This window comes from Citrobacter sp. Cpo065, from assembly GCF_030332805.1.
In the GTDB taxonomy this organism is placed as follows: Bacteria; Pseudomonadota; Gammaproteobacteria; order Enterobacterales; family Enterobacteriaceae; genus Citrobacter; species Citrobacter portucalensis.
Map to the genome: position 1 here is coordinate 431718 of NZ_JAOWHC010000031.1, position 21429 is coordinate 453146.

Sequence of the window (21429 nt, forward strand, 5' to 3'; positions counted from 1 at the left end):
AAACGTAGGCCGGATAAGCGCAGCGCCATCCGGCAACGGTTCTTATGACTCTGGCGTATAGCCTTCAATATGCACATCCTTACCTTCAAACAGGAAGTTAATCATCTCCTGTTCCAGTAACTTACGGTGTTCGACGTTCATCATATTGAGTTTTTTCTCGTTAATCAGCATGGTCTGTTTATGCTGCCATTGCGCCCATGCTTCTTTAGAAATCTCGTTATAAATGCGTTTTCCCAGATCGCCCGGGTACAGCTGAAAATCCTGGCCTTCTGCTTCGCGTTGCAGGAAAGTGCAAAAAATCGTTCTGCTCATAAAAAGTCCTCTCTATCGTCCGGTACGTTAAACGTGTGTACCGGCACGTAATTGCTGTAACAAACGCTCCACGGGGGCCGCCAGTCCGACCGACGGCGGTTGCGCTAAGTTATACCAGAGCGCGTTGCCTTCATCCATGCATGAGGTGAATGAAGACACGGGAAGCCACATAGGCACAATATCTAAGTGGAAATGGCTAAAGGTATGGCGAAACGCATTAAGTTGGGTCAGATTATCTGCGTTAATTTGTCGTTGCGCCAGCCAGTTGCGCAGTCCATCTTCGTCGTCAAACTGCGGAAAACAGTATAAACCACCCCACAAGCCGCTGGGCGGTCGCTGTGAGAGCAGCACTTCGTCATCATGCTGCATCAGTAAAAAATAGCCCGTTCGTTCCGGTAGCGTCTGTTTGGGCTTTTTACCGGGATACAGCGCCCAACTTGCATTGGCGCTCGCCACACAGCCATTTTCCAACGGACACAGGGAACATTTAGGTTTTGAGCGCGTACAGACCATGGCGCCTAAATCCATCATCGCCTGATTAAAACGCTCAACACCCTGGGCCGGCGTAACTTGCTCGCTCAGCTCCCACAGCTTCTTTTCGACCTCTTTTTTACCCGGCCAGCCGCTTACAGCATAACAGCGAGCCAGCACGCGTTTGACGTTACCGTCGAGAATCGGAAAATGCTGACCCAGAGAGAGAGAAAGGATCGCGCCTGCGGTTGAACGTCCGACGCCAGGTAGGGCGGCTACTTCATCAAAGGTTTGCGGAAATATACCGCTATGCAGCGTCACAACCTGCTGCGCGGCTTTATGTAGATTTCGCGCACGGGCGTAATAACCCAGCCCGGTCCACAAATGCAGAACTTCATCCAGCGGCGCATGGGCTAAATCCGTTACCGTTGGGAAGCGCGCCATAAAGCGCTCAAAATAAGGGATAACGGTCGCAACCTGAGTTTGTTGCAGCATTACCTCAGAGAGCCATACTTTGTAAGGCGTCTTGTCAATTTGCCAGGGCAGCGTTTTCCGCCCGTATTTGTCGTACCAGCTCAAAACCTGAGCCGAAAATTGAGACGCTTGCATGATTACCGTTTCATTATTGCCGGGGGCAAGATTGCAGCACAGCGGCAACGGGGTGTAAACCGGAACTTTCCGCTGCTCACTTTCTTCCTTTACTTGCATCCGGCAACTAACTTTGGATAATGCCCGTTTTCAGAACTCAAACACAGCAGACTAAACTTTTATGAAGAACGACGTCATTTCACCGGAATTTGATGAAAACGGCCGCCCTCTGCGCCGGATTCGTAGTTTTGTTCGTCGCCAGGGGCGACTGACGAAAGGGCAGGAACACGCGCTGGAAAACTACTGGCCGGTGATGGGCGTTGAGTTCAGCGAAGAGCCTGTAGATTTCGCAGAACTGTTTGGCCGTGACGCGCCAGTCACGCTGGAAATCGGTTTTGGTATGGGAGCGTCGCTGGTTGCAATGGCGAAAGCGCGTCCGGAACAGAATTTCCTCGGCATTGAGGTTCACTCACCTGGCGTTGGTGCGTGTCTGGCTTCAGCCCATGAAGAGGGTGTCGAGAACCTGCGCGTCATGTGCCATGATGCCGTTGAAGTCCTGCATAAAATGATTCCTGACAATTCTTTATCTATGGTTCAGCTGTTTTTCCCTGACCCGTGGCATAAAGCACGTCATAATAAACGCCGTATCGTTCAGGTACCGTTTGCTGAGCATATCTTAAGTAAGCTGAAGCTGGGCGGCGTGTTCCATATGGCGACCGACTGGGAAGCGTATGCGGAGCACATGCTTGAAGTGATGTCCTCGATTGACGGGTATAAAAACCAGTCAGAGAGTAACGATTATGTACCGCGCCCGGAATCGCGCCCGGTAACCAAATTTGAACAACGTGGTCATCGTCTTGGCCACGGCGTATGGGACTTAATGTTCGAGAGGGTGAAATAATGGCAAAGAACCGTAGCCGTCGTCTGCGTAAAAAGATGCACATCGAAGAATTCCAGGAAGTAGGATTTTCGGTTGCATGGCGTTTCCCGGAAGGTACATCTGGAGAGCAGGTCGATCAAATCGTTGATGACTTTATCAATGAAGTCATCGAACCGAACAAGCTGGCTTTTGACGGCAGCGGCTATCTGGCCTGGGAAGGTCTGATCTGTCTGCAGGAAATCGGCAAATGCACCGAAGAACACCAGGCAATCGTGCGTAAGTGGCTGGAAGAGCACAAACTCGAAGAAGTGCGTACCAGCGAACTTTTCGATATTTGGTGGGACTAAGTAGCACAGGGTCGGCAAATGCCGGCCCGATTTGTATTGAGGGAAAGATATGATGCGCAAAACGCTGCTGGCGGCAGTCCTAACGTTCACGGCGATGGCCGCACATGCAGATTACCAGTGCAGCGTCACCCCGCGTGACGATGTGATTTTGAGCCCACAAACGGTGCAGGTGAAGGGCGAGAATGGCGACCTGGTTATTACCCAGGCTGGTGATGTCACCTTCAACGGTAAACAGTACAACCTGAACGCCGCACAGCGTGAGCAGGCCAAAGATTATCAGGCGGCGTTGCGTAGCAGCCTGCCGTGGATCGACGAAGGTGCCAGAGCGCGCGTAGAGAAAGGTCGCGTGGCGCTGGACAAAATCATCGCCAAAGAGGTCGGTGAAAGCAGCAACATGCGTGGCCGCTTAACCAAGCTGGATGCGCAATTGAAAGAGCAGATGAACCGCATCATCGAGCATCGAACTGATGGCCTGACTTTCCATTATAAGGCGATTGATCAGGTCCGCGCGGACGGACAACAGCTGGTTAATCAGGCGATGGGCGGCATTTTGCAGGACAGCATCAACGAGATGGGAGCGAAAGCCGTGCTCAAAGGCGGTGGTAATCCACTGCAGGGCGTACTCGGAAGCCTCGGTGGTTTGCAGACCTCAATTCAGAACGAATGGAAGAATCAGGAACAAGACTTCCAGCAGTTTGGCAAAGATGTTTGTTCCCGCGTTGTGACGCTGGAAAACGATCGTAAAACGCTGGTTAGCACTCTGAAATAATCTTCACCTCTTATTAACGGCACAGAAACATTCTGTGCCGTTTTATTTTGTATATTTCTGTTTTTTTGATATCCATCTCTAAGAACGGCAATTTGGTGGAGATATAAATCTGGTTAATTGGAACTCGTCACATTATTCATCTGTAGGATAGACATAATGCTGCAAATTCAAGTAACTGGAGAAATAACATGGAGTTTTTCAAGAAAACGGCACTTGCCGCACTGGTTATGGGTTTCAGCGGCGCGGCGCTTGCACTGCCAAACATCACCATTTTAGCGACCGGTGGGACGATTGCCGGCGGCGGTGATTCCGCGACAAAATCTAACTACACGGCAGGCAAGGTTGGCGTAGAAAATCTGGTTGAGGCCGTACCTCAATTGAAAGATATCGCTGTCGTTAAAGGCGAGCAGGTGGTGAATATCGGCTCCCAGGATATGAATGACGAAGTCTGGTTAACGCTGGCGAAAAAGATTAATACCGAGTGTGATAAAACCGACGGCTTCGTGGTAACACATGGTACGGATACCATGGAAGAAACCGCCTATTTCCTCGACCTGACCGTCAAGTGCAACAAGCCGGTGGTGCTGGTCGGTGCAATGCGTCCGTCTACGGGGATGAGCGCTGATGGCCCGTTCAACTTGTATAACGCGGTAGTAACTGCCGCAGACAAAGCCTCTGCCAACCGCGGAGTGCTGGTGGTGATGAACGACACCGTTATGGATGGTCGTGACGTGACTAAAACCAACACTACCGACGTCGCTACCTTCAAATCCGTTAACTACGGCCCGCTGGGTTACATCCATAACGGTAAAATCGACTACCAGCGTACGCCTGCGCGTAAGCACACCACGTCTACTCCGTTCGATGTGTCTAAGCTGACCGAGCTGCCGAAAGTTGGAATTGTTTATAACTACGCTAACGCCTCCGATCTGCCGGCAAAAGCGCTGGTGGATGCGGGTTACGCCGGGATCGTCAGTGCGGGTGTAGGTAACGGTAACCTGTATAAAACCATTTTCGATACGCTGGCAACCGCCGCGCATAAAGGTACCGTTGTAGTGCGTTCATCCCGTGTACCAACGGGCGCCACTACACAGGATGCAGAAGTTGATGATGCAAAATACGGATTTGTGGCTTCAGGTTCCCTGAACCCGCAAAAAGCACGTGTTCTGCTGCAGCTTGCGCTGACTCAAACCAAGGATCCTAAGCAGATCCAGGAAATGTTTAATCAGTATTAATCGATGAAGGTGGCTGCGCTTACCGCCCTAACCCTGTAGGCCGGATAAGACGCAGCCGCCATCCGGCAATTTTCCTGATGGCGCTACGCTTATCAGGTCTACGTTCACCAGCCATCACTCCGCCAGAAACAGCTCCAGCAGCGAATTCAAGAACAGCTTACCGTGTTGGGTAATCTGCCAGTACTCATCGCATTCACTCAGGTAGCCCTGGGAAATAGCCTCATCGATCTGTCGACGAATAACGTCTTCGGTGAGACCGGTATATTGCGTGAACTCCGCGCGAGGCGCGGCTTCCAGCAGCCGGAAACGATTCATGAAGAACTCGAACGGCTTATCGGCTTCGGCGACATCGCGCTGGCTTTCGAGATAACGCCCTTGCATATACCCACGCGGATGCCGTGTTTTGGTGGTGCGCAGGATGCGTCCGTCAGGGAATGTGATCTTACCGTGTGCGCCGCAGCCAATGCCAAGATAGTCGCCAAAACGCCAGTAGTTAAGGTTGTGCTGACACTGATAACCCGGTCTGGCGTAGGCTGAGGTTTCGTACTGCTGATATCCCGCGGCGGTCAGTAGCTGGTGGCCTTGCTCAAAAATATCCCACAGCGCGTCATCGTCCGGTAAAACCGGCGGTCGGGAACCGAACAGCGTGTTGGGTTCGATGGTCAACTGATACCAGGAAAGATGTGGCGGGTTGAGCGCGATGGCCTGCTGTAAATCGCCCAGCGCCTCTTCCAGCGTCTGATCCGGTAAACCATGCATCAGGTCGAGGTTAAAGCTGCGTAGCCCCAGACCGCTCGCCAGGTGTGCTGCTCGTTTGGCTTCTTCCGGCCCGTGAATACGTCCCAGACGTTCGAGTTTGGCGGAGCTAAAGCTCTGTACGCCAATCGAGATACGGTTGACGCCAGCGCGTTGATAATCCACAAAGCGATCGGCTTCCACCGTCCCGGGATTCGCCTCCATCGTGATTTCTGCATCTTCGGCCAGATTCAGCCGTGCTCGCACGCCGTCGAGCAGCGTTTGCATCGCCGGGCCAGAAAGCAGGCTCGGCGTGCCACCACCGATAAAAATCGTCTTTACTTCACGGCCCTGGGCATGGGCCACCTCAGTATCCAGATCGCTCAGCAGATGCTGCACATAGTCGTCATGAGGGACTTCGCCCTTTAGCGCATGCGAGTTGAAGTCGCAGTACGGGCATTTCTGCACGCACCACGGGATGTGAATATAAAGACTTAGCGGCGGAAGCTTAACCATTACGCAGGGCATCCAGCAGCAGCTTTAGCGCCTGTCCGCGGTGAGAAATTGCACTCTTTTCTTCACGGGTCAGTTCGGCTGCGGTTTTCCCTTCAGACGGCACAAAGAAGATCGGGTCGTAGCCAAAACCACCGTTTCCGACAGGTTCACGGGTAATCACGCCCGGCCAGCTTCCGTGGCAAACAACAGGCGTTGGATCGTCTGCATGGCGCATATACACCAGCACGCAGTGGAACTGCGCCTGGCGCTTGTCATCAGGAATATCTTGCAGGGTGTGAAGCAGTTTTTCCAGGTTCTGCTGATCGGTCGCATCTTCGCCGGAATAGCGGGCTGAATAGATACCCGGCGCGCCGCCAAGGGCATTTACTGCCAGACCTGAGTCATCAGCAATGGCCGGTAAGCCGGTAATTTGCGCGGCATGACGCGCCTTCAGAATGGCGTTCTCAATAAACGTCAGCCCGGTCTCGTCTGCAGAATCAACACCCAGTTCCGTTTGGGCAACAACATCAAGACCGAAATCACTCAGAAGAGAGGCGAGTTCACGCACTTTACCGGCATTGCCGGTCGCGAGGACAACTTTTTGCATGGGATACCTAATCAGTTAACGCCGCAATTTCGGGCGGGATCTGTTGCGGATGAATGATTTTAACCTGTTTGTGACGTCCAAGCTCGCCCTTCTCAATGACGACCTGGCTTTTTGCCACACGGAACTGTTTACCGAGAAACTTCACCAGATGGCTATTGGCCTGGCCATCAACCGGTGGGGCGGTAATGGCGACTTTAACTTCGTCGCCATGTAAACCCACAATACTGTCACGGCTGGCTTTAGGCTGAATGTAGAGCCGTAAAACCAGACCGTCGTCGCAGGGTGTAACGGCACTCATAGCGCCATCCACAGCCCCGGCAGCAGCATGTTGCCTGTCGCCTGTAACACTTCCGCGATGCCCATGTTAATAACGTAGAGCAGCAGAACCAGAATCATTGGGGAGAAATCGATCCCGCCCATGCCTGGAAGTATGCGACGAATAGGACGCAGCAGCGGATCTGCCAGTTGAATCAGCACGTACTCTACAGGACTGTGGCCCTGGCTGACCCAGCTCATAATTGCCATCACCAGCAGCACCCAGAAAATCAACAGCCCGATAGTCTTCAGGACAATCAGTACGGCGGCGATCCAGATGATCGGCTGGAACGTGACCACCTTAAACAGCACGATTGCTTTGATAAAGCTGAGAACGAGCGCAACTAATGCCGATGCGCTGTCGATCGGCCCCATCGGGGGAATAATGCGGCGTAACGGCCCAATGATGGGCTGAGTGATTTTCACTATAAACTGCGAGAACGGGTTGTAAAAATCGCAGCGAGACCATTGCATCCACACGCGCAGCAGCAGCGCCATGGTATACAGCTCAATTACCGTTGAGAGCAGGAAGGTCAACGTATTCATGGTGTTCCTTAGTTTTCCTTATTTTTTAGTGTAATCACGAGCACCAAAAATGGCAGTGCCAATGCGCACCATCGTGCTACCCGCCGCGATGGCGGCATCCATATCATCAGACATTCCCAGTGAGAGAGTGTCGATGCCTGGGTAGCGTGTTTTCAACCCGGCAAATGCTACCGCCATTTGCTGTGCAACTTCAAACTGCCTTACATAATCTGACTCTGGAGCCGGAATCGCCATCAGACCACGCAGGGTAATGCGCGGCAGTGCAGCGACTTCAGCGGCCAGTGCATCAAGCTCTGCCAGCGGAATTCCTGACTTACTGTTCTCATCGCTGATATTAATTTGAATCAGTACATTGAGCGGCGGCAGTTCCGCCGGGCGCTGTTCGCTCAGACGGGCAGCGATACGCAGACGGTCGATCGTATGGCACCAGTCAAAGTGCTCAGCGACCAGACGACTTTTGTTGGACTGCAGCGGGCCGATAAAGTGCCACTGCAGATCGTTGACGCCTTTTTCCTGGAAGTAGCGGATTTTATCCACCCCTTCCTGCACATAGTTTTCACCGAAGGCACGCTGCCCTGCGGTAATGGCTTCTTCGATGGCGCTTGCAGGTTTGGTTTTACTGACTGCAAGCAACGTAACTTCTTCTGAAGACCGCCCGCAACGCGTCGCGGCGGCTGAGATTTTGTCCCGGACATGTGCCAGGTTATGCGCGATATCGTTCATTTTCCGAGGATGTTCATATGAATATGGAAGAAATAGTGGCCCTTAGTGTAAAGCATAACGTGTCGGATCTACACCTGTGCAATGCATGGCCTGCGCGCTGGCGCATACGTGGAAAAGTCGAAATCGCACCCTTTACTACGCCTGACGTGGAGAATCTGCTGATGTGCTGGCTCAGTGAGCAACAACAGGTACAGTGGCAGGAACAGGGGCAGATTGATTTTGCTATTGCGCTGGCAGGTTCCCGGCGGCTGCGCGCCAGTGCTTTTGCTCATCAACAGGGAACCTCGCTGGCGCTAAGATTGCTCCCGCTTGATTGCCCACGTTTAGACGATCTCCAGACCCCTGACGTCATACCTGAACTGCTGCGCAGTGAAAATGGGTTAATTCTGGTGACAGGCGCTACCGGTAGCGGTAAATCAACGACCCTGGCGGCGATGGTTGAGTACCTTAATCAGCAAGTTGCGGGGCATATTCTGACGCTGGAAGACCCGATTGAATATCGCTACACCAGCCAGCGTTGTCTTATTCAACAACGGGAGGTGGGCGTGCACTGCGCTTCTTTTGCCGCTGGTTTACGCGGCGCGTTGCGTGAAGATCCCGACGTCATTTTGCTGGGCGAGCTACGCGACGTGGAAACCATTCGTCTGGCGTTAACCGCAGCGGAAACCGGGCATCTGGTGCTGGCAACGTTACATACGCGAGGGGCGGCGCAGGCCATCGCGCGGCTGGTGGATACCTTTCCCGCACAGGAGAAAGATCCGGTGCGTAATCAGCTGGCAGACAGCCTGCGGGCGGTACTTTCGCAAAAGCTGGAGGAAGATAAGCTGGGAGGACGCGTGGCGCTATTTGAGCTGCTCGTCAACACGCCAGCCGTGGGCAATTTGATTCGTGAAGGGAAAACGCATCAGCTACCCGGCGTAATTCAAACCGGGCAGCAGACAGGTATGCAGACATTTGCACAAAGTCAGCAGCAGCGTCAGGCGCAAGGACGGATTTAGTAACCCTGCTCGAAATAGCTTTCGAGGATGACCACGGCAGAAGCGGAATCTACTTTGCCTTTATTCAACGCCCGGTATCCGCCTTGTTCGAACAGGCCGGAGCGGGCCTCGACGGTGCTCAAGCGTTCATCATGCAGCGTTACGGTTACGCCAAAGCGACCGTGAATACGGTTAGCGAACTTACGCGCGCGCGCGGTAAGGGGCTGTTCTGTGCCATCCATGTTGAGTGGTAGGCCGACAATGATTTCATCCGGCTGCCATTCTTTCAGCAGGCGTTCAATCAAACTCCAGTCTGGCGTACCGTCCTGCGCCTTAATGGCGGGCAACGGTCTGGCCGTACCGGTAATGCGCTGACCAACAGCAACACCAATACTTTTCGTACCAAAATCAAAAGAGAGTAATGTTCCGCTCATCAGGCATGTCCCGCCACGCCAGGCATGGTCTGAATATCTATCCCGATAAGCTTCGCCGCATCGCGCCAGCGGTCGGCAATCGGCGTTTTGAATAAGATGTTGAGGTCTGCGGGCGCCGTGAGCCAGGCGTTATCCAGTAGCTCTTGTTCCAGTTGACCTTTTTCCCATGATGAATAACCCAGCGCAACCAGCACTTCGGACGGTTGCTCCTGCGTACCCAGGGTTTCTAGTACATCGCGGGAGGTTGTGATGATGGTGTTATCTGAGATGCGAATACTGGAGGCAAAGCGTGACGGTGGAGTGTGGAGAATAAATCCACGGTCTTCCGCCAGCGGGCCGCCGAGCATCACTGGTTTATCCAGACGAATGGCCGGATCGCGTTCTTCTGGGGTAATCTTCAGCTTTTCCAGAATCCCTTCAATTTGTAAGTTTTCCAGAGGCTTATTAACGATAATCCCCATTGCTCCGTTCTCATTATGTTCACAGATGTACACCACGGAACGGCGGAAAATCGGATCCTGGAGAGCAGGCATGGCAATAAGAAAGTGATGCTGTAAATTCATTGTCAGAGGTTCTGTTTCCTGGTTCAAAAAAGCAACAGAGCCCAGTATGTGGGCAAAGCTCGAAGATGTCACCCTCTGAAGATAGCATTGCCGGATGACGGCTTCGCCTAATCCGGCCTGCGGGGTGCAATTCCAGGCCGGATAAGACGCGATGGCGTCGCTATCCGGCAACGTATTTATTTCTGCAAACGCGCCTCAATGGCATCCATCAGCATACCGGTAATCGAAACCGGGAACTCCGCTTCAATTTCACGAATACAGGTTGGGCTGGTAACGTTAATTTCCGTCAGGCGATCGCCAATGATATCCAGACCGACAAAAATCAAACCTTTCGCTTTCAGCGTTGGCCCAATGCGACGTGCAATTTCCCAGTCGCTGTCGGTCAATGGACGCGGCTCGCCACGACCGCCAGCGGCCAGGTTGCCACGGGTTTCGCCGCCCTGCGGAATACGCGCCAGGCAATAAGGAACGGGTTCGCCATCGACCACCAGGACGCGTTTATCGCCATCTTTAATTGCTGGCAGATAGTTCTGCGCCATGCAGTAGCGGGTACCGTGCTCGGTCAGCGTTTCAGCAATGACGCCAAGGTTCGGGTCGCCTTCCTTCACACGGAAAATAGATGCGCCGCCCATACCATCCAGCGGTTTGAGAATGATGTCGCTGTGTTTTTGCCAGAAGGCTTTCAGCTGCGCTTTGTTACGCGTGACCAGCGTTTCCGGCGTCAGGTCGGCAAACCATGCGGTGAACAGCTTTTCGTTGCAGTCGCGCAGGCTCTGCGGTTTGTTGACGATCAGCGTCCCTTTTTCTTCTGCACGTTCCAGAATATAGGTAGCGTAGATGAACTCGGTATCAAACGGCGGATCCTTACGCATCAGAATAACGTCCAGGTCTGCCAGCGGGAGATCCTGCTCGCTCTTGAACTCATACCATTTGTCGTAGTTCTGCTCTACGCTCAGGGTACGCGTATGCGCGCGGGCTTCACCGTTGATCAGATAAAGATCGGCCATCTCCATATAATGAATTTCGTAACCGCGACGTTGCGCTTCCAGCAGCATAGCGAAGCTGGAATCTTTCTTGATGTTGATGCTTGCGATGGGATCCATCACGATGCCGAGCTTGATCATTTTCTTCTCCGTTTATGCCTTAGCCCAGATCGCCAAAACGCACCTGTAGCGCAGTAATGGCGGTGAGCGCGGTTGTCTCAGTACGCAGAACGCGAGGTCCTAACAGAATATCAGTAAACTGATAACGTGCGGTCATGGCAATTTCATCTGCCGACAACCCGCCTTCCGGGCCAATCAGCAAGCGGATGCGCTCCACCGGCAGCGGCAGCGTATTGATGCTGGCGCTGGCGCGCGGATGCAGGTTCAGTTTCAGACCTTCGTCCTGTTCCGCGCACCATGCTTCCAAATCCATTGCCGGGCGAATTTCGGGCACCCGGTTTCGACCGCACTGTTCGCAGGCGGCAATGGCGATTTTCTGCCACTGCTGGAGCTTCTTGTTCAGGCGTTCACTGTCCAGTTTAACGCCGCAGCGCTCAGAAAAAAGTGGCGTAATGAGGCTTACACCCAGTTCGATCGATTTCTGGATAGTAAATTCCATTTTTTCGCCACGCGACATCACCTGACCCAGGTGGATGTGTAACGGCGACTCACGATCGTCGAGTTCAGCGTTAAGTACCTTCACATCCACGCTTTTTTTACTGGCGTGGGTGATTTCAGCGTCGAATACCTGATTGCTGCCATCAAACAGCTGTAGCGCCTGGCCCGGTCCCATACGCAGCACGCGGCCGATATGGTTGGCTGCATCTTCACACAGTGAAATTTGGCTGCCGGAAGTGATTGGCTCAGGGTGATAAATGCGAGGAATGCGCATAGTTAAACATCCGCGTCATGGCCCTGGGCTACGAAAGGCCAGGGCATGGTTAAAAATATTGACGCTAGTGTAGGTTAGCTCTTTTGCGCCTGGCAAGCGCGTTGCACATATGGGTTATGGTTCCCCTGTACCTTTGCAATGCGTTCGTCGCGCTCACACTCCCAGTCGGTGACCGGATATTGCTTATTCCAGGCGTTAAAAAGCTGAGTTTGCTGGCGGGAGAGCGTTAGATCGTACTGGTCGCGCATGTAAAAATAGGTACGAGCAATGGCACCGCGGGCGCGGGCTGGCGGCTCGGCAACTTTCTCTTTGAAGTCGACCTTCATGGCGCATTGCCCATACTGACCCTCGCCACCGTTCCACTGGCTGTACATGAAGTTAGCGCGATCGCCATTTACCTCACCCACCGCAGGTTGCAGGTTATGCATGTCGCTTTCCATTTTGCGATAGACCGGATCTTTGGCGCAGTTTTTACGCCCTCCGTCCTGCCAGCACTGACGCTGATGACCAAATTGCCAGGCGGGGACAACGTGCTCCCATTCAATTCGACTGGCGCGGTTTTCATTTTTTCGCACTTTATAGCCGCAGGATTCGAGGTCAACGACCCCTTTTTTGCCTTGCCAGTTAATTTTACAACCGCAGTAGAAATCGCCCGGCGCATCGGCGTTAACCTTGACGCCTGCTGCTTTTGCCTGAGAAAAACTGTTGATGCCTTCGGCTAAAACCGGGCCTGAAAACGCAGCGGCTAACAGGGCCGCAGCAAAAGAAAAATGACGGTACATCACAAACTCCGTGTCAAAACGAGCCCGCAACGTAGCGAAAGTTATTCCAGTATGCAATCAGTTAGGTCAGAAAAGTTCCTGATAATTCTGAAGATTATTCTGCAACCAGCGGTTCGCCGCAGTGAACACAGCGGTAGGTGGCCTCACCGCGTACAACGCGGTTATGGCGGCGGACGGTCAGTTGGTGCTCCTGACACTTACAGCGGTAAGTAAAGGTCTTGCGCTGCACCGATTGCAGTTCAAACTGATGCGTGCGCCGGGCCGGTACGCCCAGAACGCTTTCCATCATCCATTTCCATTCTTTCCCGTGTGGCGGCACGCGCCCAAAGTGTTTCCACACCAGTAAATGCGCCAGTTCATGGGGCACAACTTCGTTAATGAATGCGTCGACGTTTTCCATCAGCAGGACGGGATTAAGGCGAATTTCATAGGTTTGTAGCCATGCGGTACCCGCGGCGGTGCCGCGCTGTTGGTAAACCAGCTTTGGCTCCGGATATTGGCGTTCGAGCTTGAGATTGGCCTGGGCGAGTTTTTCCCGCAGGCTACGCATAACGGCTTGTTGGATGGCGATAGGGAGACGGGAGGTTTTCATAACGCCAGAGGATAGTGCGACAGGGAAGGGACTGCAAGAGGAAGGCTTCCTCCGCTGGGGAGGAAGCCTTTGGTGATTAGTCGTGTGCGCCAATTTCGCGCAGTTTACGACCCTTCATCAGGTTACGCTCAATGTGTTCCAGAGAGACGTTTTTAGTTTCAGGGATCAGCCACAGAGTCAGGAAGATGAACAGTACGTTCAGGCCGCCGTAGACCCAGAAGGTGTTGGCGCTGCCCAGCGAGTTCAGCATCGTCAGGAAGGTTGCGCCGACGATCATGTTGGCAATCCAGTTGGTTGCAGTAGAGCAGGTGATGCCGAAATCGCGGCCTTTCAGCGGCTGGATTTCAGAGCACAGTACCCAAATCAGCGGACCGGCGCTCATGGCAAAGCCAACGATAAACATCAGCAGCATCAGTACTGCGAAGTATTGTGCGGATGCCGAGTGAATACCCACGTGCATCATTGTACCCAGCACGCCCATACCAACAGCCATCACGATAAAGCCAAGGATCAGCGTAGGCTTGCGGCCCCAACGGTCAACCAGGCCAATGGCGATAAAGGTTGCCAGCACGTTGGTCAGACCGACGATAACAGTCCCCCACATCTGCTCGGTGGTGTTGGTGTAGCCCGCCAGCTCAAAGATTTTCGGTGCGTAATACATGATGACATTCATCCCGGTGAACTGCTGCATCACCTGTAACAGAACGCCAAGGAATACCGCGCGACGGAAGTTGCTGTTTTCTTTAAACAGCGCCCAGCCGCTCTGCTTCACCTGCAGACTTTCACGGATTTCATCCAGCTCGCGTTTGGCTTCTGCGCTGGTGTCACGCAGACGCAACAGGACGCGTTCAGCATCAACAAAACGACGTTTAGCTGCAAACCAACGTGGGCTGTCCGGCAGGAAGATAACGCCGACCAGAAGCAGCAGGGCAGGGATGATGATTACACCCAGCATCCAGCGCCATGCGCCGCTGTAGCTAAAGGCTGTATCGGAAAGATACGCGCCCAAAATACCGATGGTGATCATCAACTGATACATGGAGATCATGCTGCCACGAATCTTTTCCGGGGCAATTTCAGACAGGTACAGCGGCGCGGTATAAGACGCAACGCCTACAGCCAGGCCGAGCAGCACGCGGGAAACCAGCAGGACTTCAACGTTTGGCGCAGCGGCGGAGAACAGTGAACCCGCAACAAACAAGATCGCACCGATCATCAGGCTTTTTTTGCGTCCCAGTTTGAAGGAGAGCCAACCGCTGCCGACAGCACCTACCGCCGCACCAAACATCATGGAACTCACCACCCATTCCTGAGTGTGCGGGGTAATTTGAAACTCGTCGGTGATGAACGGTAAAGCACCGGCAATAACACCGATATCCAGGCCAAAAAGTAATCCAGCCAGGGCTGCCAGAAAGCAGACAAAAAATGTCATGGCTTTGTTGGAACGCCCCGTTTTTTTATTGTCAGGCATGATGCCCTCCGGTTGGGTAGCTAGTTTTGTTGATGTTAAGGGTAGGTGAGTACGGGGTAAAAAAATGCGAATCACATCACATTAGTGTAATCGCTTACACTGTCATTCATGCGGATTATTGGTTAATTCATTGAAAGTTAACATTATTTATTGGGATTAAATAATGTTGGTCGTCTGAATTTAAGACAATGATGAAATATAATGTAACAGTGATGCAAGTGTGCTGGATAAGAGATGTTAATTCAAGGTAGAGGGAAATATGGTGTGATGTAATCGCTTTCATTTTCATTTAAAGCAATAGTAATCAGCGCGGTTTGGTGATGGATGTGGGAGAGGAAATAGGTATAAAAAAAGACCAGCGCGAGGCTGGTCTTCATAAGCGTTAAGTCTGGTTTAAATTACTTCAGACCGGCAGCGTCGCGCAGCAACTGTGCTTTGTCGGTTTTTTCCCATGGGAAATGTTCGCGACCAAAGTGACCGTAAGCAGCGGTTTCTTTGTAAATCGGGTGCAGCAGATCCAGCATCTGAATCAGGCCATACGGGCGCAGGTCGAAGAACTCACGTACCAGCAGGGTCAACTGCTCTGAAGGCACTTTTTCAGTACCGAACGTTTCCACCATGATAGATGTCGGTTCTGCCACGCCGATTGCGTAGGAAACCTGAATCTCACAACGGTCAGCCAGGCCTGCGGCAACGATGTTTTTCGCTACGTAACGGGCTGCATAGGCTGCGGAACGGTCAACTTTAGACGGATCTTTACCAGAGAATGCACCGCCGCCGTGACGCGCCATGCCGCCGTAGGTATCAACGATGATTTTACGACCGGTCAGACCGCAGTCGCCCATCGGGCCGCCGATAACGAAACGACCAGTTGGGTTGATGAAGAATTTGGTCGAAGCGGTCAGCCATTCAGTCGGCAGTACCGGCTTGATGATCTCTTCCATAACGGCTTCTTGCAGCGATTTCTGGTCGATATCTTCAGAGTGCTGAGTAGACAGAACAACCGCATCAATACCGACGATTTTGCCGTCGTCATACTGGAAGGTTACCTGGCTTTTGGCATCCGGACGCAGCCAGGATAAGGTGCCGTTTTTACGCACTTCAGCCTGACGCTGCACCAGACGGTGAGCATAGGTAATAGGTGCTGGCATCAGCACGTCGGTTTCGTTGGTTGCATAACCAAACATCAGGCCCTGGTCGCCTGCGCCCTGTTCCAGCGGATCGGCACGGTCAACACCTTGGTTGATGTCCGGAGACTGTTTACCAATCGCGCTCAGTACCGCGCAAGAGTTGGCGTCAAAGCCCATGTCGGAATGCACATAGCCAATTTCGCGAACCGTGTTACGGGTGATCTCTTCGATATCAACCCATGCGCTGGTGGTGATCTCACCGCCAACTAAAACCATACCGGTTTTGACGTAGGTTTCGCAGGCAACGCGTGCTTTTGGATCCTGTTCCAGGATTGCATCCAGCACAGCATCAGAGATTTGGTCAGCGATTTTGTCAGGATGCCCTTCTGATACGGACTCGGACGTAAAAAGGTGTTTTGCCATATTTAATTTCACCTAAGGAGAATTTGGTTAGCTCAAACTGTCGAGTGGAATAGCCATGTGTAGAAGATTCTACCATGAGTCTGCAGATGACGGACACTGGCAGTCTGAGTGTTAATCGGTATAGATGGATTAACATCTGGACGGCCATTTTAGGACAGTTCTTCGCCTGATTTCCAGCTTTTTTTGATTGAGGTCGCATTGTACTGAAAATGTAACTGGAAATTTTTCCTGACGGTGCTGGCAATGTTCATATTTATCTTTTGCTTTTTGACTTTCTTATCGGTATAAAACGCGGCGCGCGGCTCATATCCGTCATACTTCAAGTTGCATGTGCGTTGGCTTCCTCGCTCGCCCCAGTCACTTACTCATGTAAGCTCCCGGGGACTCTCTGCGTTGCCGCCTTCCCGCAACTCGAATTATTTAGGATAGACAAAAGCACACGACGTTTTCATCGTGTTGCCACTTCCAGCCGGGTTAAAACTTTAGCTTTGGCTTGTGGGTTCGTTCCGTAAGGAGCAACCGTGGAGGTGATACGAGATAATGAACCGTTGTATTCTGCAGAATCTGTCGCACCGTTCTGGTGTACATATGTCCCCCGCAATCTGCATCTCTGCTTTGCATACCTGTCGATGTTATATACACAAAATCATTTATGCTGCGTCGAGGCGGCAAGTGAATGAGTCCCCTGAACGTACGAGTAGTACGTGACTGGGGCGAATGAGCGTAGCCAACAAAGAGGCTGCATGAAAGATGAAGTGTATACCCATCTCGGCGTATCTCAGGACTCAAGAGCCGGTAACGGTCACTAAGAACTGAACAAGGGCGCTCTTGGTAAACAAGAGTTTTCTCGTGGTTTCGCCGAACCGTCAGCATTAAGTTCGGTTACGTGTTTACATTGATATGAAAAAGAAACCGGTCGCACAGTCGGAGCGTCAGCACTATCTGCTGCAAATTCTGCCTGTATTTGGGTTGTTATCGCGTCTTCGGATTGCGATAGTAGTCAACTGTTTTACACTTGTTAATAAAATTGAGGTTCGCTATGTCTGACGACATTTCTTTGGGTTCGCCTTCGTCAGCAGGCGAACACGGTGTACTACGCTCCATGCAGGAGGTTGCAATGAGTTCCCAGGAAGCCAGCAAGATGCTGCGTACTTACAATATTGCCTGGTGGGGTAATAACTACTACGACGTCAATGAACTGGGTCACATCAGCGTGTGCCCGGATCCGGACGTACCCGAAGCGCGCGTTGACCTTGCTGAGTTGGTGAAAGCCCGTGAAGCGCAGGGCCAGCGTTTGCCTGCATTGTTCTGCTTCCCGCAGATCCTGCAACACCGTCTGCGTTCGATTAACGCCGCGTTTAAACGTGCCCGTGAATCTTACGGTTACAACGGTGACTATTTCCTCGTTTACCCGATCAAGGTCAACCAGCACCGCCGCGTGATTGAATCGCTGATCCACTCCGGCGAACCGCTGGGGCTGGAAGCGGGTTCCAAAGCTGAACTGATGGCCGTTCTGGCTCATGCCGGAATGACCCGTAGCGTGATCGTGTGTAACGGTTATAAAGACCGCGAATATATCCGTCTGGCGCTGATTGGCGAGAAGATGGGCCATAAGGTCTATCTGGTCATCGAGAAGATGTCTGAAATTGCAATCGTGCTGGATGAAGCTGAACGCCTGAATGTCGTTCCGCGTCTGGGTGTGCGTGCGCGTCTGGCGTCGCAGGGCTCTGGCAAGTGGCAGTCCTCCGGCGGGGAAAAATCAAAATTCGGCCTGGCGGCAAACCAGGTGCTGCAGCTGGTCGAAATTCTGCGCGAGCGCGGTCGTCTGGACAGCATTCAGTTGCTGCACTTCCACCTTGGCTCGCAGATGGCGAACATTCGTGATATTGCCACCGGCGTACGTGAATCGGCGCGTTTCTACGTTGAGCTGCACAAGCTTGGCGTCAATATCCAGTGCTTCGACGTGGGCGGTGGTCTGGGCGTGGATTACGAAGGTACCCGTTCGCAGTCTGACTGTTCCGTAAACTACGGCCTGAACGAATACGCCAACAACATCATCTGGGCAATTGGCGACGCCTGTGAAGAACACGGTCTGCCGCATCCGACGGTAATCACCGAGTCTGGCCGCGCGGTTACCGCGCACCATACCGTGCTGGTATCTAACATTATCGGCGTTGAGCGTAGTGAACACACAGAAGCAACGCCTCCGGCTGACGATGCGCCGCGTGCTCTGCAAAGCATGTGGGAAACCTGGCAAGAAATGCATGAACCGGGAACTCGCCGTTCGCTGCGTGAATGGCTGCACGACAGCCAGATGGATCTGCACGATATTCACGTTGGTTACTCTTCAGGTACTTTTAGCCTGCAAGAGCGCGCGTGGGCTGAGCAGCTTTATCTGAACATGTGCCATGAAGTGCAGAAACAACTCGACCCGAGCAACCGCGCGCATCGCCCGATTATCGACGAGCTGCAGGAGCGTATGGCGGATAAGATTTACGTCAACTTCTCGCTGTTCCAGTCGATGCCGGATGCGTGGGGGATCGATCAGCTGTTCCCGGTAATGCCGCTGGAAGGACTGAATCAGGTACCTGAGCGCCGCGCGGTGCTGTTGGATATCACCTGTGACTCTGATGGCGCTATCGACCACTACGTTGACGGTGATGGCATTGCGACCACCATGCCGATGCCGGAATATGACCCGGAGAACCCGCCGATGCTGGGCTTCTTTATGGTGGGGGCGTACCAGGAGATCCTCGGCAACATGCACAACCTGTTTGGTGATACCGAAGCGGTTGACGTGTTCGTCTTCCCTGACGGCAGCGTAGAAGTTGAGCTGTCCGACGAAGGGGATACCGTGGCGGATATGTTGCAGTACGTGCAGTTGGATCCGAACACCTTGCTGACGCAGTTCCGTGACCAGGTGAAAAACACCGATCTGGATACCGAGCTGCAGCAACAGTTCCTCGAAGAGTTTGAGGCCGGTCTGTACGGATACACCTATCTGGAAGATGAGTAACGATAAATGCCTGCTGGCGCTACGCTTACCGGGCCTACGAAAGTAGGCCGGATAAAGCGAAGCCGCATTTGTGGCACTTACTTGAATCCGTACAAAATAACGGCGATAATTTGCCGTAAATATGCAGTTACCAAATCAATCCCTTCCTCGTCGGGCTTAACGACGCGGAGGGGATTTTTTTTCATCGATTTTTAAAGAGGTCAGTACATGAGCACCTTAGGTCATCAATACGACAACTCCCTGGTTTCTAACGCCTTTGGTTTTTTACGTCTGCCGATGAACTTCATGCCATACGACAGCGACGCCGATTGGGTGATCACCGGCGTACCGTTTGATATGGCAACGTCTGGTCGTGCGGGCGGGCGTCATGGTCCGGCGGCGATCCGTCAGGTTTCCACTAACCTGGCGTGGGAGCATAACCGCTTCCCGTGGAACTTCGATATGCGCGAGCGCCTGAACGTGGTGGACTGCGGCGATCTGGTTTATGCCTTCGGTGATGCGCGTGAAATGAGTGAAAAACTGCAGGCTCATGCTGAGAAGCTGCTTTCTGCCGGTAAGCGCATGCTCTCTTTCGGCGGCGACCACTTCGTCACGCTGCCGCTGTTGCGCGCACACGCTAAGCATTTTGGTAAAATGGCGCTGGTGCATTTTGATGCCCACACCGATACCTACGCGAACGGCTGCGAATTCGACCACGGCACCATGTTCTACACTGCGCCGAACGAAGGTCTGATCGATCCGAATCACTCTGTGCAGATTGGTATTCGTACCGAATTCGACAAAGACAACGGCTTTACCGTGCTGGATGCCTGCCAGGTGAACGATCGCGGCGTAGATGACATCATCGCCCAGGTTAAGCAGATTGTCGGTGATATGCCGGTGTATCTGACCTTTGATATCGACTGTCTGGATCCAGCGTTTGCGCCGGGTACCGGTACGCCAGTGATTGGCGGTCTGACTTCCGATCGCGCGATCAAGCTGGTACGTGGTCTGAAAGATCTGAACATCGTCGGGATGGACGTCGTTGAAGTGGCTCCGGCCTACGATCAGTCTGAGATCACCGCGCTGGCGGCGGCTACGCTGGCTCTGGAAATGCTGTATATTCAGGCGGCGAAGAAAGGCGAATAAGTTGTTTTGCCGGATGTCGCTAACGCTAATCCGGCCTACAGCTGGTTGATGCTTGTAGGCCGGATAAGGCGTTCACGCCGCCATCCGGCAGTGTTCAAGGGTTATTTGATCCCGTCTGCGCTCATGCGATCGCGTATATGTTGCGCACGTTCTGCCGATGCCGGGTGATCGTCAAACATTGAGCTTTGACGTCCAGCTTCCAGTTTGGCCAGTTTCTCAAAGCTGGTGGCTAAACCTGCCGGATTGATCCCGCGTTTGCGCAACAAATCATACGAGTAATCATCCGCCTCGGATTCCTGACGCTGGGAGAACTGCGAGTTCACCAGTTTCTCGCCAAGATCGCCCAGTTGCGACTGCGACAGGCTGCCGACAATGCCGCCAGCGGATGCCGCCGCTGCACGTACGGCGTTGGTACCCAGCGCAACCTGCATACCTTTTTTCACGTGACCCAGCGCGACGTGGCCCATTTCATGGCCGATCACCGCTTCGACTTCGTTGTCGGTCATCATATCCATCAGGCCGCTGTACACGCGGATACAGCCGTTTGCCATGGCAAAGGCATTCACATCTTTCGCCATATAGACTTTGTAGTTCACCGGCTGGCCGTTAATGTTATCGCCAAGCGCGGCGGATATTTTGCCAAGACGCGTTGCGTACTCGCTGCTGGCCGGGGCGATAGTAGCCTTGCTGTCCATATCTTTACAGGCCTGATCGCTTAGCGCTTTTACCTGAGCATCGCTCAGACTGTAGGCCTGAAAAGCCTCCGCGCCAGAAGAAAGCAGTCCGTTGGAGTCCATGTTCTGGCAGCCGGTCAATGCCGCAGCCATGCTCGTAGCAAGCAGTAAAGCGCGAATTTTCATTTTTTCTCTTCCGCACAAAGTCAGGATTATTCTAAAAATTACGTCGTTTGCAGGTGAACCGACGCTCGGCCTAAGTATAAAGAAAAGAACAATACGCGGGCGAGAAGATTGCGCAACTTGCGCGCATGATCCAGAGATTTCTGAAGCGGCAAAAG

At 52.9% G+C, this 21429-nt stretch carries 24 protein-coding genes and 1 pseudogene; 9 read left to right on the forward strand and 16 right to left on the reverse strand.

Translation table 11 applies throughout. From position 1 onward, the window contains the following. Positions 1-42 precede the first annotated feature (42 nt). Positions 43-312, reverse strand: coding sequence for an oxidative damage protection protein (locus tag OGY68_RS13150; RefSeq protein ID WP_003027126.1), 270 nt, complete (start codon positions 310-312; stop codon positions 43-45). Positions 313-339: 27 nt separating this feature from the next. Continuing rightward, positions 340-1392, reverse strand: a complete 1053-nt coding sequence (gene mutY / locus OGY68_RS13155) for an A/G-specific adenine glycosylase (RefSeq protein WP_032941749.1) — start codon at positions 1390-1392, stop codon at positions 340-342. 160 nt (positions 1393-1552) lie between these two features. On the opposite strand from mutY, the gene trmB reads away from it, so the two are divergent. From trmB to ansB, 4 genes are all read left to right on the forward strand, one after another. Beyond that, complete coding sequence (gene trmB / locus OGY68_RS13160) at positions 1553-2272, forward strand: tRNA (guanosine(46)-N7)-methyltransferase TrmB (RefSeq protein WP_003825406.1); 720 nt, start codon at positions 1553-1555, stop codon at positions 2270-2272. Further along, positions 2272-2598 carry a YggL family protein gene (locus tag OGY68_RS13165; protein ID WP_003027115.1) on the forward strand — a complete coding sequence of 109 codons (327 nt, stop codon included), beginning with the start codon at positions 2272-2274 and terminating at the stop codon, positions 2596-2598. Before trmB ends, OGY68_RS13165 begins: the two co-directional genes overlap by 1 nt. A 49-nt stretch (positions 2599-2647) precedes the next feature. Beyond that, positions 2648-3367: a YggN family protein gene (locus tag OGY68_RS13170; RefSeq protein WP_003825409.1), complete on the forward strand. Its 720-nt coding sequence runs from the start codon at positions 2648-2650 to the stop codon at positions 3365-3367. Between the two features lie 188 nt (positions 3368-3555). After that, complete coding sequence (gene ansB, locus OGY68_RS13175) at positions 3556-4602, forward strand: L-asparaginase 2 (RefSeq protein WP_003027108.1); 1047 nt, start codon at positions 3556-3558, stop codon at positions 4600-4602. A gap of 114 nt (positions 4603-4716) precedes the next feature. Here ansB and hemW read toward each other — a convergent pair whose 3' ends face one another. From hemW to OGY68_RS13200, 5 genes are read right to left on the reverse strand one after another with little or no spacing between them, the layout of a single operon-like run. After that, positions 4717-5853, reverse strand: coding sequence for a radical SAM family heme chaperone HemW (hemW, locus tag OGY68_RS13180; RefSeq protein ID WP_003825412.1), 1137 nt, complete (start codon positions 5851-5853; stop codon positions 4717-4719). After that, positions 5846-6439, reverse strand: a complete 594-nt coding sequence (locus tag OGY68_RS13185) for an XTP/dITP diphosphatase (RefSeq protein ID WP_057067563.1) — start codon at positions 6437-6439, stop codon at positions 5846-5848. The genes hemW and OGY68_RS13185 overlap by 8 nt, the downstream gene beginning before the upstream one ends. Positions 6440-6446: 7 nt before the next feature. Further along, positions 6447-6737: a DUF167 family protein YggU gene (gene yggU / locus OGY68_RS13190; protein ID WP_003027101.1), complete on the reverse strand. Its 291-nt coding sequence runs from the start codon at positions 6735-6737 to the stop codon at positions 6447-6449. Then, complete coding sequence (locus tag OGY68_RS13195; RefSeq protein WP_286617096.1) at positions 6734-7300, reverse strand: YggT family protein; 567 nt, start codon at positions 7298-7300, stop codon at positions 6734-6736. The genes yggU and OGY68_RS13195 overlap by 4 nt, the downstream gene beginning before the upstream one ends. A gap of 18 nt (positions 7301-7318) precedes the next feature. After that, positions 7319-8023 carry a YggS family pyridoxal phosphate-dependent enzyme gene (locus tag OGY68_RS13200; protein WP_057067562.1) on the reverse strand — a complete coding sequence of 235 codons (705 nt, stop codon included), beginning with the start codon at positions 8021-8023 and terminating at the stop codon, positions 7319-7321. Between the two features lie 17 nt (positions 8024-8040). Here OGY68_RS13200 and OGY68_RS13205 point away from each other — a divergent pair, with 17 nt between their 5' ends. After that, the gene (locus tag OGY68_RS13205; RefSeq protein ID WP_057067561.1) at positions 8041-9021 is read left to right on the forward strand and encodes a type IV pilus twitching motility protein PilT; all 981 of its coding nucleotides are present in this window, start codon (positions 8041-8043) and stop codon (positions 9019-9021) included. Here the strand turns inward: OGY68_RS13205 and ruvX are convergent. The 8 genes from ruvX to metK form a co-directional block, all read right to left on the reverse strand. Next, positions 9018-9434, reverse strand: a complete 417-nt coding sequence (gene ruvX / locus OGY68_RS13210) for a Holliday junction resolvase RuvX (RefSeq protein WP_008785771.1) — start codon at positions 9432-9434, stop codon at positions 9018-9020. The genes OGY68_RS13205 and ruvX overlap by 4 nt on opposite strands. Continuing rightward, positions 9434-9997 (reverse strand): YqgE/AlgH family protein, encoded by a 564-nt coding sequence (locus tag OGY68_RS13215; RefSeq protein ID WP_003027086.1) that lies wholly within the window; start codon positions 9995-9997, stop codon positions 9434-9436. Before OGY68_RS13215 ends, ruvX begins: the two co-directional genes overlap by 1 nt. A gap of 176 nt (positions 9998-10173) precedes the next feature. After that, positions 10174-11121 (reverse strand): glutathione synthase, encoded by a 948-nt coding sequence (gene gshB / locus OGY68_RS13220; RefSeq protein ID WP_003027083.1) that lies wholly within the window; start codon positions 11119-11121, stop codon positions 10174-10176. A gap of 19 nt (positions 11122-11140) precedes the next feature. Continuing rightward, positions 11141-11872, reverse strand: coding sequence for a 16S rRNA (uracil(1498)-N(3))-methyltransferase (gene rsmE, locus OGY68_RS13225; protein WP_008785768.1), 732 nt, complete (start codon positions 11870-11872; stop codon positions 11141-11143). 74 nt (positions 11873-11946) lie between these two features. Beyond that, positions 11947-12654, reverse strand: coding sequence for a deoxyribonuclease I (gene endA, locus OGY68_RS13230; protein WP_008785767.1), 708 nt, complete (start codon positions 12652-12654; stop codon positions 11947-11949). Positions 12655-12748: 94 nt separating this feature from the next. Beyond that, positions 12749-13246, reverse strand: coding sequence for a SprT family zinc-dependent metalloprotease (locus tag OGY68_RS13235; protein ID WP_003825440.1), 498 nt, complete (start codon positions 13244-13246; stop codon positions 12749-12751). A gap of 76 nt (positions 13247-13322) precedes the next feature. Continuing rightward, complete coding sequence (gene galP / locus OGY68_RS13240; RefSeq protein WP_008785766.1) at positions 13323-14717, reverse strand: galactose/proton symporter; 1395 nt, start codon at positions 14715-14717, stop codon at positions 13323-13325. A 398-nt stretch (positions 14718-15115) separates the two neighbouring features. Next, entirely contained in the window at positions 15116-16270 is a 1155-nt protein-coding gene (gene metK, locus OGY68_RS13245; RefSeq protein ID WP_020996311.1) for a methionine adenosyltransferase, read from the reverse strand. A 540-nt stretch (positions 16271-16810) separates the two neighbouring features. Here metK and yqgG point away from each other — a divergent pair. From yqgG to speB, 4 genes and pseudogenes are all read left to right on the forward strand, one after another. After that, a pseudogene (gene yqgG / locus OGY68_RS13250) lies at positions 16811-16912 on the forward strand (small protein YqgG); the annotation flags it as partial. Between the two features lie 258 nt (positions 16913-17170). Further along, a complete protein-coding gene (gene yqgB, locus OGY68_RS13255; protein ID WP_071692618.1) occupies positions 17171-17317 on the forward strand; it encodes an acid stress response protein YqgB in 147 nt (48 codons plus the stop codon). Then, positions 17310-19286: a biosynthetic arginine decarboxylase gene (gene speA, locus OGY68_RS13260; RefSeq protein WP_071692619.1), complete on the forward strand. Its 1977-nt coding sequence runs from the start codon at positions 17310-17312 to the stop codon at positions 19284-19286. Before yqgB ends, speA begins: the two co-directional genes overlap by 8 nt. Positions 19287-19493: 207 nt before the next feature. Then, positions 19494-20414 carry an agmatinase gene (gene speB / locus OGY68_RS13265; RefSeq protein ID WP_005123314.1) on the forward strand — a complete coding sequence of 307 codons (921 nt, stop codon included), beginning with the start codon at positions 19494-19496 and terminating at the stop codon, positions 20412-20414. Between the two features lie 101 nt (positions 20415-20515). On the opposite strand, the gene loiP is transcribed toward speB, so the two are convergent. Beyond that, positions 20516-21274, reverse strand: a complete 759-nt coding sequence (gene loiP, locus OGY68_RS13270) for a metalloprotease LoiP (RefSeq protein WP_032944921.1) — start codon at positions 21272-21274, stop codon at positions 20516-20518. Between the last annotated feature and the right edge of the window lie 155 nt (positions 21275-21429).